The organism is Rhodanobacter sp. FW021-MT20 (genome assembly GCF_041107475.1).
Taxonomy (GTDB): Bacteria; Pseudomonadota; Gammaproteobacteria; order Xanthomonadales; family Rhodanobacteraceae; genus Rhodanobacter_A; species Rhodanobacter_A glycinis.
This window is the reverse complement of sequence record NZ_JBGBPX010000003.1, coordinates 203898-222002: the sequence shown is the minus strand read 5'-3', so window position 1 is coordinate 222002 and position 18105 is coordinate 203898. Positions and strand designations below refer to the sequence as shown.

Here is an 18105-nt window from a genome sequence, read left to right as displayed (position 1 = left end):
GGTTACCTGATCGATGCCCGGCCGGGCGCGGGAGGCCGGTGGTATCGTGATAGTCCCGCCTGTCAAAAATGCCATGAGCGACGATTTCGACCTGAACGCCTATCTGCGACGCATCGGCTATCACCCGACGCCGGCCGTCGACGAGCAAACGTTGCGCGGGTTGGCCGTGGCCCATGTCGCGGCGTTGCCCTTCGAGAACCTCAACCCGTGGCTTGGCATGCCGGTGCTGTTGTCGGTCGATGCGTTGCAACGCAAATTGGTGCAGGGTGGCCGTGGCGGTTACTGCTTCGAGCAGAACGGGCTGTTTGCCGCTGCCTTGCGCGCGATCGGTTTCGAGGTGCAGACCTTGATCGCCCGGGTGCTGTGGAATCGGCCCGAGGATGCGATCACCGCGCAGACCCACATGTTGTTGCAGATCACGCTGGATGGCGAAAGCTGGCTGACCGACGTGGGTTTCGGCGCGCTGGCGCTGGCGGGCGCGCTGCGTCTGCAACCCGATATCGAACAACCCACCGCGCTGGAGCCATTCCGCCTGCTGCAGCACGGCGACGAATGGGTCATGCAAGGCTGCGTGCGCGGCGCGTGGCTGCCCTTGTACCGCTTCGATCTGCGGCCACACCCGCCGATCGATTACGAGGTGGCCAACCACTACGTTTCGACCCATCCGCAATCGAACTTCGTGAATCTCCTGATCGTGGATCGAACGGCATCGGACCGGCGCCTCAGCCTGTGTGACCGCGAGTTCACCGTGCGCCGGCTGGGTGCCGAACCGGAGCGGCGCACGTTGCACAGTGTCGCCGAGTTGCGGCACGTGCTGGAAAGCGAATTCCTGCTGCGACTTCCCGACAGGGATGCGCTGGATCGCCGACTGGAGGCGTTGCCTGAGGGTGATTGAGGTGGCGGCGTGGCTTCGACTTCGCGCCTGCGGCGCTACGCTCGGCCCGAACGGCCCATCGTTCGCCCACCAGGTTTGACGATCTTTTGTGGAGCCCGCTCGCGGGCGATGCCGTTGTTTTGAGTTTCTCTCTGTCCACCATGGCAAGAGCATCGCCCGCAAGCGGGCTACCGGGGTTTTGAACGTTCATGGAGGGAGAGGATGAACCCCCGCTGGCGCTGAGCGCCGGGCGGTGTACGCCGTGCTTCGGAACGCGCCGCTCAGTCGTTGGCGGTGTCGAGCGCCACCACGTGAATCTCCACATCCTCGATCCGTACCACCTGGCCTGCGTGAATCTTGCAGGTCTTGCGCAGTTCCACCTGGCCATCCACGCTCACGTCGCCGCTGGCGACTATGGCCTTGCCGGCGCCGCCGCTGTCGCACAGGCCGGTCAGTTTCAGCAGCTGGTTGAGTTCGACGTAATCGCGGTCGAGTTCGAAGGTGAGGAAATGCACGGTCAGGCCTGGGTGTCGGGGTGGTCAGTGTCGGGCAGGGCGAGGAAGGCGAAGAACGGCCGCTCGTGTTCCAGCGCGAAGGTGGCGGCGTCGTCGAGGATGCCGAGCAAGATGTCGAATTCGAGACCGTCGGCACGGCGCAGGTCAGCGGCATGGCCAAACAGCAGCGCATGGCCCCAGGCGTCCTGCCACACCGGGTCGCGCAGGCAGTCGGCCAGGGCGTCCCAGTTGTGGCCGAAGTCGGCCGGCAGCGGCAGCGCGGTTGCCATGCGCCGGAGCAGGTCGGCCTTGCCATGGCAATGGGCAAGATCCACACGGATCACGCTGAGCTCTTCACGCACCGCGGCGGCGGCCATGCTGTCCAGGTCATCCTCGTCCACGAAATACACGCCGTTGTGGGCGGGGCGGGAAAGGTTCAGTTCGGCGTCGTGCGTGTTCATGGGTGCCAGCTGAAGCGGCGGAAGCTGCGGTAGTGGTCGTCAGTGTAGTAGTAGACCATCGGCGGTGTGCCGCCGGTGATGATGCGGCGGGCGCCACGGGTGCGTGCCCCCGGGGTTTCCACGGTGTACTCGTGGTAGTAGCCGCGCGGCTGCTTTGGCAGCAGGCCCTCGTAATTGCCGAACACCACCCCGTCCTGATGGTGCGGGAACGGGCCGCCGCGAGCGATCAAGGCCAGTGTCTGGCGCGCTTCTGGTGACAGGAAAGCGGGCAGGGTGTCTCCCGCGGCGGTGGCCGCAGCGTTCGGCGTGTTCGGGGCGGTCGTATGCGTCCCTTCCCGCTGCCAGATGAACGCCAGCGCGAGAATGACAACGACAAGCAGCGGTTTCCAGGAGCGCATGGGGGCGGCCGGCAATGGACAGGCGGACAGCTTAACGGATGGTGCGGAGGCCTCACGAGCCAGATTCCGTATCGCAAGAAATTGCACGCACGTGGGGTGGCTTGGCGATTGCGCACCCGCCCGCGGTCGTTCCGCCTTGGCCTCCCGAGTAACTCGCTTTTGTGGGAGTGGCATCGGGCGTGACTTCCAGCGCTGGCCTCGCGGCGATTTTGCCGCGATAGTGGGCGGATTCGTATCCACTGGAGCCGACGATGTCCCAGCGTTCCCTCTCCCTGCGCCTGGCCGTGTGCAGCGCGTTGTTCGCCTTTGCCGCCGCAGCGAGCGCCCAGACCGCACCGGCGGCCTCGCCGACCAGCGCTTCGGCGGTCACGCAAGCGGCGCTGCCGGCGCAGTTGCAGGATTTCACCACCTATGTCGACAACACCCTGAAAACCTTCAAGGTCCCGGGCGTGGCGGTGGCCATCGTCAAGGATGGCAAGGTGGTGATGGAGCAGGGCTTCGGTGTGCGCGAGATCGGCAAGCCGACCAAGGTGGACGCGAACACGCTGTTCGCGATCGCCTCCAATACCAAGGCCTTCACCGCCGCCTCGCTGCAGATGCTGGCCGACGAGGGCAAGCTGGACATGGACGCGCGGGTGATCGATTACCTGCCGTGGTTCCGCATGTCCAACAGCTACGTGACCCACGAAATGCGCGTTCGCGACCTGCTGGCGCATCGCAGCGGCCTGAGCCTGGGCGCGGGCGATCTGCTGTACTGGCCGCCGACCAGCTACACCACCAAGGACGTGGTGGAGCGGTTGGCGAAGGTGCCGATCAAGAACAGCTTCCGCGGCCATTACGCTTACGACAACATCCTGTTCGCGGTGGCCACGCTGGTGATCGAGAAGGTCTCTGGCGAAAGCTACGCCGACTTCGTGCGCGACCACATCTTCAAGCCGGTGGGCATGGACGAGTCGCTGATCGACTGCACCTACCTCAAGCCCGGCATGGATGTAGCCACCGGCCACGCGCCGTACAACTTCAAGGACATCAAGCCGGTGCCGCCGATGGCCTGGCTCAACGATCCGGGCGCCGGCGGCATCTACGCCAGCGTGCACGACCTGGCCAAGTGGATGAATGTGCAACTCGCCGGCGGCAAGCTGCCGGATGGCAAGCAACTGTTCTCCGAGAAGAGCCACCACGAGATGTGGTCGATGCTCACGCCGATCCCGATCCACAAGCCGTCGATCCCCGAGCTGGCGCCGCTCACGCCGGAGTACTACGGCTACGGCGAGGGCTGGTTCCTCAGCACCTACCAGGGCCAGAAACTGGTCTGGCACACCGGTGGCTGGCCGGGCTTCGTTTCGCGTGTGACGATGGTGCCGAAGCTGCACCTGGGCGTGGTGGTGCTGACCAACCAGCAGTCCGGCGCAGCGTTCAACGCCATCACCTATCGCGTGCTCGACGCCTACATGAATCCCGGCAAGAAGACCGATTGGGTCGCGGTGTACGACAAGGCGGTGAAGCAGTTCAATGCCAACGCCGACACTAGCTGGGCCAAGCACGAGGCCGCGCGCGACAAGCACAGCAAGCCGTCGCTGCCGCTGGCGCAGTACGCCGGCACCTATCGTGACCCGTGGTACGGCGACATCGTCATCACCGACCAGAACGGCAAGCTGCGCATGCGCTTCAGCAAGACCAAGCAGCTGATCGGCACGATGACGCCATGGCAGCACGACACCTTCATCGTGCGCTGGGACGACCGCTCGCTCGACGCCGATGCTTTCGTCAATTTCGCGCTGGACGATGATGGCCATGTCCGCGAGATGCGCATCAAGCCCGTGTCGCCGCGCACCGACTTCAGCTTCGATTTCCAGGATCTGCGGCCGGTGCCGGTCAAGGTGAATGCGGACGCGAAGGGCGGCTGATTTCGCCAGCGCCTCCGTGCCGTCATCCCGGCGCGGGCCGGGATGACGATGGAACACCATCGAACGTTGCAGGTAGATCATTTCACCCAAGGGGAGTCGCACATGCGTCACCAATATATCTTCGCCGCGCTGCTCGGCTGCGGGCTGTTGCTGGGCGGCAATGCCGTCGCGCGGCAGCCAGCCGCTGCGCCGGTCACCACGCCGAACCACGATTTTTTCCACATCCAGCTGGGCGTGCATGAAACCACGGCGACCTCCGGCCGCCTGCTGCTGTTCGCGATCGATGCCAAGGACGCCGAAGCGGCGACCAAGGACGGCAAGGTGGACGACGTCGACACCAGCCCGTTCTTTCCCACGCAGACATCCGTCGCCGCGCGCGAAGTGAGTCGGCTGGTGCCGGGGCAAGTCATCGACATCGATGCCGACCACACCGCGTTTCCCGCGGGCTGGTCGAGCCTGCCGCCGGGCGACTACTACGTGCAGGCCGTGCTGGACGTCAACCACGACTACAACTATACCGGCCGCGGTGCGGGCGATCTGATCAGCAGCGTGGTGAAGATGCACCTGCCGGCCTCGTCGATCCCCACGCTGGACCTGGACAAGACGCTGCCCGCGCATGACCCGTGGGTACTCAGCAGCCGGGCGCCCGACGCCTTGCGCAAGGCCTTGCCGGTGGCGCGCCAGCATGCGCGGCTGATCGATTTCGATAGCCCGTCGCTCAGCGCGTTCTGGGGTCGTCCAATCTATATGCGCGGTCGCGTGCTGCTGCCGCCGAACTACGACGCCAAGTCGAAGAAGACCTGGCCGGTGGTGTATTACACGCAGGGCTTCGGCGGCAACAACGACCGCGTGATCGGTACCCTGGCAAACGTCTACGCGGCGATGGCCAAGGGCGACATGCCGCCGATGATCTGGGTGTTCCTGGACGAGTCCAGCCCCACCGGGACGCACGAGTTCGCCGACTCGGTGAACAACGGTCCGTGGGGCCATGCGCTGACCACCGAGCTGATCCCGCACCTGGAATCCACCTACCGCATGGACGCCGATGCCGACGGCCGTTTCCTGCAAGGCCATTCCTCGGGCGGTTGGGCCACGCTGTGGTTGCAGACGCGCTACCCGAAGGTCTTCGGCGGCACCTGGTCCACCTCGCCCGATCCCAGCGACTTCCACGACTTCACCGGCGTGGATCTGTACGCGCCGAACGCCAACGTCTACTACAAGCCGGACGGCACGCCGTACCCGCTGGTGCGCAACAAGGGCAAGGTACTGGCCACGTTCCAGCAGTTCGCCAAGCTCGAGCGCGTGCTGGGACCGTACGGCGGCCAGTTGGCCTCGTTCGAGTGGGTGTTCTCGCCCAAGGGCAACGGTGGCCGACCGCAACAGATGTTCAACCGTGACACCGGCGCTGTCGACCCCGCCGTGGTCAGCTACTGGCGCGACCACTACGACATCGCGTATCGCTTGCAACACAACTGGCCAGAGTTGAAGAAGAATCTCGACGGCAAGATCCACCTGTACGTGGGCACCGCCGACACCTTCTATCTGGACGGTGCCGCGCACAAGCTCAAGGCGGTGCTGGACGGCTTGCATGCGAAGTCCGACATCCGCTTCTTCCCGGGACGTACCCACTTCGACCTGTACCGCATCGGCGACGATCGCAATGGCCTGCTGAAACAAATCAGCTGGTCGATGTACGCGATCGCCCGTCCGAAATCCAAGCTCAAGCCGGTAGGCGGAACAGCGCCCTGAGCGTAGGCGGCGACCGACTCGACGGTCGCCGCACTTTTCCCCATAGTGGTCACCGCGGGCACCTGTGCTGACAGGTGCCCGGATGGCGTGACGGAACGTCACCGCTACGCGTTTCCTGCAGGCAGCGGGCAACGTGACGCAACCGTCGCGTGACATGGAATCCATGGAGGAGAAGTCACAATGAAATCACTCGGTTTGATCACCGTTCTGTCCGCCGCCCTGATGGCCGTTCCCTGTGCGTATGCGCAACAGGCCGCGACGCCGGCCGGCGCCACCGGACAGTGCAAGGACGGCAGTTACACCACCCAGGCGCACAAGCGCGGTGCATGCCGCGGGCACCAGGGTGTCAAGGCTTGGTACGCCAGCGCGGAGGCACCCGCTGCGACCGCCAAGGTCGATGCGACACCGGACGCGTCAGCGGCACCCGCAGAACCCGCCAGGCATGCGAAAGCTGCCCCCGCCGGCAAACGTTCGATGGCATGGACCCAGCCCGCCGCCACCGCAGCGCCCGGAGGTGGCCCGGGCATGGTCTGGGTCAACGCCGGCAGCAAGGTCTATCACTGCCAAAGCGACAAATGGTACGGCCGCACCAAACATGGCCATTACATGAAGGAAAGCGACGCCAAGGCCAAGGGCTATCACGGCCCGCGCGGGAAGGGTTGCTCCGCCTGAGCTTTTTGCCGTGGAAGCAGCACCGCATCGGGCTGGCCACGTGCCAGCCCGATGTCTTTCATGTCCGTCAGCTGACGAGAGGCGTTGGGGTGACGGAAGTTTTTCGATGTTCCCTGTGAAGGCGAGGCATGAGCGTGCGGTTGAGCAGAAGATTTGCCGTACTCATCTGATGGTCGCTTGCGCCAGCACTGGGCCGCGTATCAGTGGACCTGTCTGGACGCATCGTTGGGCCGTGCCTGGCGCCTGGGTCGCATGGCGGACATCGTTGCTCTGAAGATGACATGCAGCAGCGCCGAGATGGCCGCAAACACCGCGGCCACCAGCGCCGGAAGCACGGCACCAAACGCGAAAGCCATGCCGACCACGAATCCGAAAATGCATTCGATGCGGTAAATCGGCAGCACCACCGCAAGCAGGAACAACCCGAAGAACAGGCCCGAGGTCACGGTGGATATGCCAAGCACAAAAGATGTTGCCATGGCCGTGCCATACAGCAACGAACACGCAAGGCCAGCCCGGATGCCCGCAGGCAAGCCGAACCTGGTGGATGAAGTCAGGTGATTGCGAAGCCGGATGCCCAGCAACCAGCCCAGCAAAGGCAGGACGATCAACCCGAACCAGTTCGAGATGGCAGGCAAATCAGGGCGATCCAGCAAGTGGTGACTCTGCACGCCGCCATGGGCACTCTCGTAAGCAACCAGTGCTGTCGCAAAGGCCAGCGAGAAGAAGGCAAGAAGTGCGGGCATGTGGCGGCGTGCTTGCATGGCCATGTCAGGTCACACTTGGTTCGGGTGGTGGACGTGTCGCATGACACGAAAGTCGCGCCGTGTGCAGTTTTCGCCAGTCAGTCTGTGCTGCCGTGGCTGCCCTTTAATGGATTTCATCGGCATGGGCGACTCCCGGGCACCTAACGCTTGAGTTAAGCGGCGGCGAAGCCGTCCGCCTTGAACGAACTGTTAGAGCCCATTTTCCGCGCCAAGGCGGGTGCGCGCCAGCAGTACGAACTTGCCAGATGCATCCTCAGCCGCGATGCCAGACATGAGCGCATTAAATAGCTCCGGGCCTAGCGCATCCTGGCCTATCTGCTCGGTGAGAGCCGCGATGTTCGCCTGAAGCTGGGAGCGGAAAGCTACCTGCCGCGTCTCGTCGTGGCCGCTCCAGACGAACCCCTTGTCATTGTAGGAGGCGGCGGAGCCAAGAGCGCGCAGTAGCTTTCCGGCGAGAACTCGAGGGGAGCTGGTCATGGACTCTAACGCTTGAGTTAAGCGGCGGCGAAGCCGTCCGCCTTGAACGAAATGTTAGACGGGTGCGGCACGACGCGCTTGAGCGATGGCTTGTGACCAGGGCGAGCGCAGAACATGGGCAACCGCCACCCCAAAACTACCAGCTCTGAAAGCTGAAGGCTTGCCGCACTGCTCCAAAACACCGACGAAGCGAAGGACAGCAAGCCGACGCGAGGCTGGGCGAAACGCGCCCCACGAAGGACCAACACAAGCAACCGCCTAACGCTGGAAATCAGCGGCGCGCGTAGCGCGTCCGCTGGATTGACTGGTTAGAGAACAACTTACTTACCAGCGGGCAACTTGTCGAGTTGTTTCTGAAGATCGGCACGCTTTTTTTCAACCGGCACAAGGACTTCATAATGAAACGCAAACAGAAGGAAGAACACGATAAATCCGACGAAAAGACCAGTACCCATCTTGAATATGAAGTCGAATTCGTGGCTATCTTCCTGCTTTGTAGCAACGACGTTGTCCGACACTACGCGCATGCCGTCGAAAGCAAATGGATAAAGAAGCGGAGTGCCACCAATTACGAACGCAGTGATTGTTATGGATTCGTTCGGCCGCAATATACTGAACGTAAGAATGCTGGTGTTATCACGTTTTTCTGTCGTCGTAGGCTGCGGTGAGCTATTTATGTACGTGACCGGATTCTTCGTTACCATGTGTGGTAAACCATTTTTATCTGTTTCTGTAACGTACTCTGGTTGGACGTCCAGCGGTAACCATACTTGGACATTATGCTGTGACTCCGTTCCAACATTGCTTACCTTCACTGACACAGCCGTCGCTTTGTTAGCGGTTAGCGGCCCCACCACGGAATATTGCAGCGCATTCTGTGCTGTCCAGTGATCTAGGGTCCACGGGATAAGGGCCACGACGATCGGTATGAGCACGCCTGCTAGAAGAAATGACACCAGCTTCCAACGGCTCGTATCAGTAGGATTGTCCGACACACTGCCCCCTGTTGTTCTCTAACGCTTGAGGTAACCGGCGCTCACCCGCGTAGCGGGTGAGCGTCCGGTTGACCGAGTAGTTATGCTACTTACTACACTGCCCTGGCACTGCCATACCGAGCTTTGCGACCTCTGCTTTGCCTGTGTCATCGTCTACGCTCTCAAGCTTTGCGCCACCGACGAACACTCCCATCTTGATGGCCTGACGCACAAAGTAGTTGACGCCAGCCTTCATATACAGCACGAGGTCATTGGGCGAAAACTCTGACTCTGTGGAAAGAGTGTGCTTTTGGTTGCCCTTAACTTGTGTGTAGAAAAACACCTTGTTAGAAGTCTGCCCAAGGCATTTACTATCTACAAAGACATCTTTCTTCAGCGCTTGGCCAACGAAGCTATCCCGATATATGTACAAACCGGCATTGCCAGCGTCTGGCGTTGGAAAAGCCTTCGCATTCGCTACCGCAGGCGCGTTGGCCATGGGTACCGAAGCGCACCCCGCGAGACTCAGAACCCCGGCTGCCGCAACGGCAAGAACTATCTTCTTAAGCATGGTGTATCCCCCTGTGATGGACGTATTGTCCGAAAGTAGCATAACGCTTGAGTTGAGCGGCGGCGTAGCCGTCCGTCTCGAACGAGTGGTTGGGCCGATCACTTCACGACGCGCTTGGCTAGCCACGCGGCTGGTGCAACGACGAGGTTGTAGGAGATAACTCTGCGGATTTGGCTGCGACTTATGAATCGTGCCGCGGCTGGGCCATACCTGTAATAGCGATCTACTACTAACTCACCCCACGGCTTCGAAAGCAGCCATTGATCGCGGAAGCGCCTCATAAGTAGCACGGTAGGGTGCCCTGGGTCACCCATTGTAGCCGTGACAACAAAACAGGAATCCGGCTTCTTCTTTTCGATTTGAGGTGCGGCATAGCTTGGATCAAGAGTTTTCAGCTTCTCTGATGCTGCGGACAACTTCTGTGTCAACAGAGCCTCGTACTGATCCGAAAGGTGCCAACCTTTTGGCGTGTTGTTATCGAACTGATCTCTAAAAGTGACGCCTTCTATGTTGTCTTTGCATAGATGCACGATGTTTTCAAGCGTGTTCTTGTCATTTGGCAGCCAACCTTGAGCGGTTTCCAGTGCAGATAACATTTGCTGAATTTGACCAAGGTAATTAGCCCACGTGTTTTGCAGGGCTACATACTCAAGCATATGTTTACGCGCCATTCCATACAAAGTGGAAACCAGCTTATTCACTTCGAACACACATGACGTCATGACTTGCTGCTTATCCGCGATTGGAGTGGTACCGATCGCGTGTCCGAATGCGGTGAGTAGCTCACCGAATCGCATATTCGACATGGATGATTGCCATCCCGCGGCCTTACCTTTCCCTATCCATGCCTCCGATATGGTTGGATCAATCTCAAGCACCCTGGTGTAGTAGATTTCGGCTTCAGCCAAGTTGTTGCCGATCTCCGCGGTGCGCGCGAGACCAAGTAAATTTGCGACAGTAGGTTGTGAGCTATCCGACATTGCTTATCCTTTGCGTACTGCGGTTCAACATACTTATTGGCTGGTACTATGCGGAGCGGCCCAACGCTTAGTAGACCCCATATCGGGGCATATGCACTCCATGCTCGCTGCTGGCTGGCGCAGCGTCAAGCCGGGAATTCCTGCAAAGCATCAGGTACTTGGCCCAGCTTCGTCGAAGTTCGCGGGCGCGCAGGTTGGCATGCGTATCGTGCGAAACGGGGTAGGTATGCTTTATCACCCCGAAAACGCGAATACGCATTCCGGTGTGGTTGCGTGTTGCGGTTGCTGGATGGGGCAAGCGAATGGTGCGGGTGAGGTATGGCGAGCTGTGGGTCGTATATGTCCATGCCGGATGGCCTTGCCGCTTGGTACGGTGCCATGGTCGGCGCCGCATGCGCGGGAAGTGGGTTGCCTGCGTCGGTCCGGTCCACGCACTTGACCGCCGCGATACCATGGGCGCCTCCCCGTACGCCTGGTTTCGCCGCCCATGATCAACAACGACGTTCTCCGCAGTATCCGTTACATGCTTGATCTCAGCGATATCAAGGTGGTGGAAATCACCAAGCTTGCCGATCCGGCGTTTTCGATCGAGAAGGCGGATGTGCAGGCTTTCCTGAAGCGGGAGGACGAGGAGGGCTATGCGGAGTGCAGCAACAGCACGCTGGCGCATTTTCTCGACGGGTTGGTGATCTACCGCCGTGGTCGGGACGAGAGCCGGCCGCCGCGGCCGCCGGAGAAGCGCGTCACCAACAATGTGGTGCTGAAGAAGTTGCGGGTGGCGTTTGAGCTGAAGGACGTGGACATGCACCAGCTGGTGGCCGATGCCGGGTTCCCGCTGTCCAAGCCCGAGATGAGTGCGTTGTTCCGCCAGCCGGACCACAAGAATTTCCGGCTCTGTGGCGATCAGCTGATGCGTCACTTCCTGAAGGGGCTGACCCTGCGCCTGCGTGGCGAGGGCTGAGGACTTGCCATAGATCCGCCGTGATCGGGTAGGAACCCGCTTGCGGGCGATGCTTTGGCTGGGCATCCGAAAAATCTGAAGAGCATCGCCCGCGAGCGGGCTCCTGCTTCATGCAGGCGGTTGCGTCTATTCGCCGATCACCGGTCCGGGGACCGGGTGGCTGAAATCCTGCGGTGCCAGGTCCCTGGTCAGGCGGAACACGCCGGCGTGGATCTTGCGGGGCAGGACGACGTCGAGCACGGTGGTCTGGTGTGGGCCGAGCATCTCGAACAGATCGTCGCCGGGCTTGTTGCGCGCCAGCGCGTGGTGCACCAGGCCGACGAGGTCGGCCGGTTCGATCAGCGCGCCGTAAGGGCGATGGCTGGGAACCGCGGGGCGCAGCGTCTTGCGGGTGTTGCGCGGATCAGGCACGCGGGCATCCCCGGCCAGCAGGCTGTAGTCGAAGTACAGCGACACGGTGTTGCGTGCGTGGGTGTTGGTCTGCTGGTCGTGCATGAAGCCGTGTGGCATGTGGTCGGGGCTGGCTTGCGGGCCCGCCGTGAAGACGCAGCCAGTGCCGAGCAGCGGGTTGCCGGCTTCGTCGGTGAGCCGCACGATGACCATGCTGCGCGGGTCGTGAATATGCACGCGCGGGGCAAACGGGCCGACGGGTTCCAGCTCCACCTTGTTCGTGTCGCGGGTGGCGTTGGCGCTGTCGAAGCGATCGCACAGGGCGGTGTAGTCGGCCAGATCACGCACCTGCAGGCAACTCAGGATGGTGTCCACGGTGAGCGGGTCGGCGCTGGCGAGGATGCCGTGTTCGTCGCCGAAATGGGAGGCGCCGGGAATCATCCGGAATGCGCAGCGCGGTCCGCGTTGCAGGGTCAGTGACAAGGCATCGATGCCATCGGTGAGCTCGCCGGTTTGCACGGCGAGCACGGCGTGGCGTGCATTGAGGTTGGCGGCGGCGATGCGCACCACGCCGTCGGAACCGTCCTCGCCGGTATAGCTGTTGAGATGGTCGTAGAACTTGCGGTCGGGGCGATCGCCGATCAGCACGAACTGGAATTGCCCGCTGGTGGCCGGGTCGGCGCTGTGGATGTAGTCCAGATTGAGCGCCAGCGATTCCGGGCTGCCCAGTTCCAGCCAGTCAAGGATGCGCTGGCCCGGCTCCACGCCCTCCAGCCACGCTTTCAGCTTGCCCAGCTCGCTTTTGCCGAGCTGGGCCAGTGCCGAGCCGTAGTTGGCCGGTGCCAGCATCACCAGATGGGTCAGGCGGATGGTGCTGCAGCAGCCCGGTTTGTCGCGCTGTGCACGCAGCCATTCGCGCACCACCGGGCCGCCGGTGGAATGGGTGATGCAGGCGAAGTCGGGGCCGTCCAGGTGCAGGTCGCGCAGGGCGTTGTCGAAGCCGCGCACCAGGTCGTTCATGGTGACGACGTCGTCGAAGCTCACGTATTCCGACAACCAGATGTCGGCCAGCGTCAACGCGATGCCGGCTTTTGCGGCGGCCTGTTGCAGGCGTTCCGGCATCTGGCCGTAGGTGGAGGTGTCGGTGACGCTCCAGCCGTGGACGAAGACGAGCGTGGCCATGGCGCAACTCCCTGTGGCGTGAGATGGCCATGATGACGGATGTTCGGCGTGGCGGGTATGACGGCAGCCGCCATCACGCCGTCAGCGACGTGGTCGGCGTGTATCTATTGCGCGGCGAGCTCTGCGCCGGGGAGCGCCGGGTCGTTGCGGTTTGTCGCGTGGCTGACCAATCGCAATGGCTGTCCCCATGGCGTCACCAGGGTGACCATGACCTGGTCCAGGCCCGGGCCTTCGGTCACGACGCTGGGGCCGCCGACGATGCGGACATGGTGGGCGCGCAGCCATGTGGCGGTGGCGCGGACATCGTCGGTCGCCAATGTGCCGGCCAGTGCATGCGATGCGGTGGCCGTACCAAGGGTGAGCGAGACGATATTGCCGTTGCCGCAGTCGAGCAGAGCGGTCTGCGAGGTTTCGGCGCCCGCATCCACGGGGACGCAGTTCAGCATGCTGCGGAAGAAGTGCACGGCGTTGGGCAGGTTGGTGACCTGCATGGCCAGATAGCCGCTGTTACCGGGCGGGGTGGCGCAGGCGGGCAGGGTTGTCAGTGCCAGGAAAGCCGTCGCCAGGAGCGGAAGCAGCAACCTGGCGGTGATCGACCGGGTTGTCATCGAAGTGTTCACGGTGGGGTGTCCGTTGGGGTACCGCTTCAATGGGGTCGTCCAATGGCCGCGCCAATACGACTTTTGTCACCACAGTGTTTCCCTGCAGTACGCAATCGGCGAGTTGTCACGGGGACTGGGTTAGGCTTGGCCCTCTCTGGGGAACGCAGGTGCGGCCATGGTTTTCACGGTGCTTCTGGTGTTGCTGGTGCTGGCCGGGTTGGCGGCATGGCGTCGACACCCACGATTGGCCTGGGGTTTCGGTGGCGTGGCGTTGCTGCTGTTTCTGCTGGTGAGTTGCGGACCGGTGCCGCGCTGGTTGCTGACGGGCCTGCAACAGCCTTATGCCGCCATGCCGCAGCAAGACTGGACGGCCCGCAATGCCATCGTGTTGCTGGGTTTCGGTACCGAGCTGCCGCAGGCGGGCGGGGCGCCGCAGCCGTCGATCCTGGCCGACGGGCGCATCGTGAAAGCGGCGGAGCTGTACCACGAGTGCAAGGCTGCCGGTCGGCAATGCCTGTTGCTGGTCAGCGGTGGCGACAGCCAGCGCCATCACGTGGCCGAGGCGACGGTGTACGGCGAGGTGCTGCGCCGGCTCGGCGTTCCGGTGCAGGATCTGATGCTGGAAACGCGCAGCCGCAGCACCTGGCAGAACGCGCAGTTCAGTCGCCCGCTGTTGCAGGCCTATGGGCCACAGCGCGTATTCCTGGTGAGCTCGGGCTTCCATCTGCGTCGCAGCCTGCTGTACTTCGCGCACTTCGGCATCCATCCCGTGCCGGTGAGCGGCGGTGAATTGCGGGCGCGGATGTCGTCATGGCCGCAGTCATGGAACGTGGCGGTATGCGACATCGCGCTGCATGAGTACGCAGGCATTGCGCGTTACTACGAGTACAACCTGATGGGCTGGAATGCACCGTCGTTGCCGCCGTTGACGGCCGGCAAATGATGGCCGGCCGGCGGCGCACGGGATGCCGCCGTGGCGACATCCCGTGGGTGATTCAGGCGGCCTTGTCCAGCGAAGCCAGGTCGATCACGAAGCGATAGCGCACGTCGCTCTTGAGCATGCGTTCATAGGCGTGGTCGATGTCCTGGATGTCGATCATCTCGATGTCCGCGCCGATGCCGTGCTGCGCGCAGAAATCCAGCATTTCCTGGGTTTCCGGAATGCCGCCGATCAGCGATCCCACGACAGCGCGGCGCTTGCGGATCAACTGGCCGGCGCTGGCCGGCGGGTCGATCGGCTCAAGCAGGCCGACCAGGCACAAGGTGCCGTCCAGTTTCAGCGTGGCCAGGTACGGGTTGAGATCGTGCTGGTGCGGCACGGTGTCGAGGATGAAATCGAAGTGGCTGGACACGGCCTTCATCTGGCTTGCATCGGTGGACAGCACCACGTGATCGGCGCCCAACCGGCGTGCCTCGGCTTCCTTGCCCGGCGAACGGGTAAACAACGTGACCTCGGCGCCCAGCGCCTTGGCGAATTTCAGCCCCATGTGGCCAAGTCCACCCAGGCCGACCACGGCCACCTTGCTGCCCTTGCCGATGTTCCAGTGGCGCAGCGGCGACCAGGTGGTGATGCCGGCGCACAGCAACGGCGCGGCCGCTTTCGGGTCCAGTCCGTCGGGGATGCGCAGCACGAATTTCTCCGCGGTCACGATGCGTTCGGAATAGCCGCCGTGGGTGGGGCTGCCGTCGTGGCGATCGGTGCTGTTGTAGGTGAAGGTGGCGCCTTCCTCGCAGTACTGTTCCAGCCCGTGCGCACAGGCCTCGCAATGCTGGCAGGAGTCGACCATGCAGCCGACGCCGACCATGTCACCGACCTTGAACTGGCTGACCGTGGCGCCGACCGCGCTGACCCGGCCGATGATCTCGTGGCCCGGCACCATCGGATAGATGCTGCCGCCCCATTCGTTGCGCACCTGGTGCAGGTCGGAGTGGCATACGCCGCAGTAAAGGATGTCGATGACCACGTCATCCGGGCGCGGATCGCGGCGTTCGAAGCGGAACGGGCCCAGCGGCTGGGTGGCGGATTGGGCAGCATAGCCACGTGTGGTCTGGGGCATGGAGTTCTCCTGGGGTGGAAGCGGGTGCCAAGGCGATAAAGTATGCGCAACAAGGGTCCGTGGCCGGTAGTCGGATACTGCGCGATCCTTGCCCGATTCTGCAGGAATGGCCACGATGGACTCGCACACGCGTGCAGGAACAGGCAATCTGGCACGACTTTCCGCGATGACGGATCATGGTCATGAATACTGATTTTGCCGTGACGGACGCAAGCGCGCGTCTGGAGCGCGACCGCCTGGAGCTGGCCGCGCGGATCGAGCGCCGAGCCGGCAGCGATGGACTCCACACGACGCCGTTGCCGGCGCTGAGCTTCTTTCGTGCCGCGATACCGGGCACCCAGGTTTGCGCGATCTACGAGACCGGCCTGGTGCTGGTGGCGCAGGGCGCCAAGGAACTGCAACTGGGCGGCGAAACCTATCACTATGACGCGGCCAATTATCTGATCGCTTCGGTTGATCTGCCGGTGTCCTCGGAAGTGGTGGTGGCCAGCGCGGAACAGCCGTATCTCTGCGCGATGCTGCGCCTGGACACGCGGCGTCTCGGCGAGCTGCTGGCCGAGGCAAGCCCGCAGTTTCCGGCGGGCGTGAGCGGGCGTGGCATTTCGGTCAGCCCGGTCGACGGCGCGATACTCGACGCCATGTTGCGGCTGGTGCGCCTGCTCGACGCGCCCGCCGACCTGCCGGTGCTGGCGCCGCTGATCGAACGCGAGCTGATGTATCGGCTGCTTGTCGGTGAGCAGGGGCCGCGCCTGCGTCACGTGGCCACGGCCGGCAGTCGCGGTCAGTGCGTTTCGCATGCGATCGGCTGGCTGAGGCGGCATTACCACGAACCATTGCGCATCGAGGCGCTGGCCGAGGCGGTGAACATGAGCGCGTCGTCGCTGCACCACCATTTCCGTGCGATCACCGCGATGAGTCCGCTGCAATACCAGAAGCAATTGCGTCTGCAGGAAGCGCGGCGTTTGCTGCTGGCACGGCAGTGCGACGTGGCCTCCGCAGCGCATCGGGTCGGCTACGAAAGCCCGTCGCAGTTCAGTCGCGAATACAGCCGGCTGTTCGGCGCGCCGCCGCTACGCGACGTGGAGCAGTTGTTGCAGCACGGCTCCACGGCCGATGCGGTATCACTGGCGGGTTGAGGGGGAACTTCAGCCCTCGCGCATCACCATCAGGCGCAGTTCGCTCATGTCCTCGATGGCGTAGCGGATGCCTTCGCGGCCGAGGCCGGAAAGCTTGATGCCACCGTACGGCATGTTGTCGACGCGGAAGCTGGGGATGTCGTTGACCACCACGCCGCCTTGCTCCAGTTCGTTCCACGCGCGCATGGCGTGGTCCAGGCTGTCGGTGAAAATGCCGGCCTGCAGGCCGTAGTCGGAATCGTTGACCATCGCCACGGCCTCGTCGAACTTCTTGAACGGGGCGAGCAGGGCGAACGGGCCGAACGCTTCCATGCGGTTGACCTTGGCGTCGGTCGGCACGTTTTCCATCAGCGTGGCATCGAGCATGTTGCCGTTGCGCTTGCCGCCGCACAGCAGTTTGCCGCCGGCTTTCTTCGCCTCCAGGATCCAGCCGTGCAGGCGCTCGGCGGCGGCTTCGTCGATCATCGGGCCCAGGAACACGCTCTTGTCCTTCGGGTCGCCGGACTTGAGCTTCTTCGTGGCGGCGACCAGCTTGCGCTTCAGCGCGTCGTAGATGTCCGCGTGCGCGTAGATGCGTTGCACGCCGATGCAGCTCTGGCCGGACTGGTAGAACGCGCCGAAGATCAGCCGTTCGACGACCTTGTTCAATTTCGCGCCCTGGTCGGCGTCGATGATGCAGGCCGCGTTGCCGCCCAGTTCCAGCGTGACCTTCTTGCGCCCGGCCTTCGCCTTCAGCTCCCAGCCGATCTGGCCGCCGGTGAAGGACAACAGTTTCAGACGTTCGTCTTCCACCAGCGGCGCGGCGTGTTTGCCGTCCAGGGTGAGGATGGAGAACGCGCCTGCGGGCAGGTCGGTTTCGGCCAGCACCTGGCCGATGATCAGCGCGCCGATCGGGGTTTTCTCCGACGGCTTGAGCACGAACGGGCACCCCGCCGCGATCGCCGGCGCCACCTTGTGCGCGACCAGGTTCAACGGGAAATTGAACGGCGTGATGAACGATACCGGGCCCAGCGGCACGCGCTTGGTGTAGCCGTGGTAGCCGTCCAGCCGCGCCGCCAGTTCCAGGTTCAGCGTTTCGCCGTTGATGCGCACCGCTTCCTCGGCGGCGATGCGAAAGGTGTCGATCAGGCGGGTCACTTCGCCGGCGGCATCCTTGATCGGTTTGCCGGCTTCGATGCACAGCGCTTCGGCCAATTCGTCGCGGCGTTCGCTGAAACGCTCCACGCAGTGCTGCAACACCGCCTGGCGTGCCCACGGCTTGAACTCGCGCATCGGCCGCGCCGCTTTCACTGCCGCGGCGATGGCCTTCTCGGTGGTCTTGGCGTCCGGCACCGACACGCGGGTGGCGATCTTGCCGCTGAACTTGTCGCGTACTTCCAGCATTTCCTTCGAGGTCTGCGGGCGGTTGGCGAGGTAATAGGGGTAGGTCTTGTCGAGCATGGATGTCTCCGGG

Annotated in this window: 19 protein-coding genes; 7 read left to right on the top strand and 12 right to left on the bottom strand. The window is 63.0% G+C overall.

Going from position 1 to position 18105, the window contains the following annotated elements:
- Positions 1 to 73: 73 nt before the first annotated feature.
- Entirely contained in the window at positions 74 to 895 is an 822-nt protein-coding gene (locus AB7849_RS05940) for an arylamine N-acetyltransferase family protein (protein ID WP_008208943.1), read from the top strand.
- A gap of 260 nt (positions 896 to 1155) precedes the next feature.
- On the opposite strand, the gene AB7849_RS05935 is transcribed toward AB7849_RS05940, so the two are convergent.
- Genes AB7849_RS05935 through AB7849_RS05925 form a run of 3 tightly spaced genes read right to left on the bottom strand, consistent with a single transcriptional unit; the run spans position 1156 to position 2227 of the window.
- Positions 1156 to 1389 (bottom strand): RNA-binding S4 domain-containing protein, encoded by a 234-nt coding sequence (locus tag AB7849_RS05935; protein ID WP_008208942.1) that lies wholly within the window; start codon positions 1387 to 1389, stop codon positions 1156 to 1158.
- 2 nt (positions 1390 to 1391) lie between these two features.
- Positions 1392 to 1829: a barstar family protein gene (locus tag AB7849_RS05930; RefSeq protein ID WP_008208940.1), complete on the bottom strand. Its 438-nt coding sequence runs from the start codon at positions 1827 to 1829 to the stop codon at positions 1392 to 1394.
- Positions 1826 to 2227 carry a ribonuclease domain-containing protein gene (locus tag AB7849_RS05925; protein ID WP_008208938.1) on the bottom strand — a complete coding sequence of 134 codons (402 nt, stop codon included), beginning with the start codon at positions 2225 to 2227 and terminating at the stop codon, positions 1826 to 1828. The genes AB7849_RS05930 and AB7849_RS05925 overlap by 4 nt, the downstream gene beginning before the upstream one ends.
- Before the next feature lie 251 nt (positions 2228 to 2478).
- Here AB7849_RS05925 and AB7849_RS05920 point away from each other — a divergent pair, with 251 nt between their 5' ends.
- The 3 genes from AB7849_RS05920 to AB7849_RS05910 all read left to right on the top strand — a co-directional run bounded on the left by AB7849_RS05920 (position 2479) and on the right by AB7849_RS05910 (position 6555).
- The gene (locus tag AB7849_RS05920; RefSeq protein WP_008208937.1) at positions 2479 to 4134 is read left to right on the top strand and encodes a serine hydrolase; all 1656 of its coding nucleotides are present in this window, start codon (positions 2479 to 2481) and stop codon (positions 4132 to 4134) included.
- Between the two features lie 102 nt (positions 4135 to 4236).
- A complete protein-coding gene (locus AB7849_RS05915; protein WP_369500702.1) occupies positions 4237 to 5883 on the top strand; it encodes an alpha/beta hydrolase in 1647 nt (548 codons plus the stop codon).
- 180 nt (positions 5884 to 6063) lie between these two features.
- Entirely contained in the window at positions 6064 to 6555 is a 492-nt protein-coding gene (locus tag AB7849_RS05910; RefSeq protein ID WP_008208934.1) for a DUF3761 domain-containing protein, read from the top strand.
- 200 nt (positions 6556 to 6755) lie between these two features.
- Here the strand turns inward: AB7849_RS05910 and AB7849_RS05905 are convergent, their stop codons facing one another.
- The 5 genes from AB7849_RS05905 to AB7849_RS05885 all read right to left on the bottom strand — a co-directional run bounded on the left by AB7849_RS05905 (position 6756) and on the right by AB7849_RS05885 (position 10324).
- A complete protein-coding gene (locus AB7849_RS05905) occupies positions 6756 to 7301 on the bottom strand; it encodes a hypothetical protein (protein ID WP_369500701.1) in 546 nt (181 codons plus the stop codon).
- A gap of 210 nt (positions 7302 to 7511) precedes the next feature.
- The gene (locus tag AB7849_RS05900; RefSeq protein WP_008208931.1) at positions 7512 to 7799 is read right to left on the bottom strand and encodes a hypothetical protein; all 288 of its coding nucleotides are present in this window, start codon (positions 7797 to 7799) and stop codon (positions 7512 to 7514) included.
- Positions 7800 to 8119: 320 nt separating this feature from the next.
- Positions 8120 to 8794 carry a hypothetical protein gene (locus AB7849_RS05895; RefSeq protein WP_157618015.1) on the bottom strand — a complete coding sequence of 225 codons (675 nt, stop codon included), beginning with the start codon at positions 8792 to 8794 and terminating at the stop codon, positions 8120 to 8122.
- Positions 8795 to 8879: 85 nt separating this feature from the next.
- On the bottom strand, positions 8880 to 9344 hold the full coding sequence (locus tag AB7849_RS05890) for a DUF2846 domain-containing protein (RefSeq protein WP_008208927.1): 465 nt from the start codon (positions 9342 to 9344) through the stop codon (positions 8880 to 8882).
- Positions 9345 to 9442: 98 nt separating this feature from the next.
- Entirely contained in the window at positions 9443 to 10324 is an 882-nt protein-coding gene (locus AB7849_RS05885) for a CFI-box-CTERM domain-containing protein (RefSeq protein ID WP_008208923.1), read from the bottom strand.
- 487 nt (positions 10325 to 10811) lie between these two features.
- Here AB7849_RS05885 and AB7849_RS05880 point away from each other — a divergent pair, with 487 nt between their 5' ends.
- Positions 10812 to 11285 (top strand): DUF1456 family protein, encoded by a 474-nt coding sequence (locus AB7849_RS05880; RefSeq protein WP_008208922.1) that lies wholly within the window; start codon positions 10812 to 10814, stop codon positions 11283 to 11285.
- Between the two features lie 126 nt (positions 11286 to 11411).
- Here the strand turns inward: AB7849_RS05880 and AB7849_RS05875 are convergent, their stop codons facing one another.
- Together AB7849_RS05875 and AB7849_RS05870 are read right to left on the bottom strand one after the other, a co-directional pair.
- Positions 11412 to 12857, bottom strand: a complete 1446-nt coding sequence (locus tag AB7849_RS05875; protein ID WP_008208920.1) for a phospholipase — start codon at positions 12855 to 12857, stop codon at positions 11412 to 11414.
- A gap of 104 nt (positions 12858 to 12961) precedes the next feature.
- Complete coding sequence (locus AB7849_RS05870) at positions 12962 to 13477, bottom strand: VOC family protein (RefSeq protein WP_157618014.1); 516 nt, start codon at positions 13475 to 13477, stop codon at positions 12962 to 12964.
- A 157-nt stretch (positions 13478 to 13634) separates the two neighbouring features.
- Here AB7849_RS05870 and AB7849_RS05865 point away from each other — a divergent pair, with 157 nt between their 5' ends.
- Positions 13635 to 14402: a YdcF family protein gene (locus AB7849_RS05865; protein ID WP_008208917.1), complete on the top strand. Its 768-nt coding sequence runs from the start codon at positions 13635 to 13637 to the stop codon at positions 14400 to 14402.
- Between the two features lie 52 nt (positions 14403 to 14454).
- On the opposite strand, the gene AB7849_RS05860 is transcribed toward AB7849_RS05865, so the two are convergent.
- On the bottom strand, positions 14455 to 15516 hold the full coding sequence (locus AB7849_RS05860) for an NAD(P)-dependent alcohol dehydrogenase (RefSeq protein WP_008208915.1): 1062 nt from the start codon (positions 15514 to 15516) through the stop codon (positions 14455 to 14457).
- 182 nt (positions 15517 to 15698) lie between these two features.
- Between AB7849_RS05860 and AB7849_RS05855 the strand changes: the two genes are divergently transcribed.
- Positions 15699 to 16652, top strand: coding sequence for an AraC family transcriptional regulator (locus AB7849_RS05855; RefSeq protein WP_157618013.1), 954 nt, complete (start codon positions 15699 to 15701; stop codon positions 16650 to 16652).
- Between the two features lie 9 nt (positions 16653 to 16661).
- Here the strand turns inward: AB7849_RS05855 and AB7849_RS05850 are convergent, their stop codons facing one another.
- Positions 16662 to 18092, bottom strand: a complete 1431-nt coding sequence (locus AB7849_RS05850) for an aldehyde dehydrogenase family protein (protein WP_008208909.1) — start codon at positions 18090 to 18092, stop codon at positions 16662 to 16664.
- Positions 18093 to 18105: the final 13 nt, after the last annotated feature.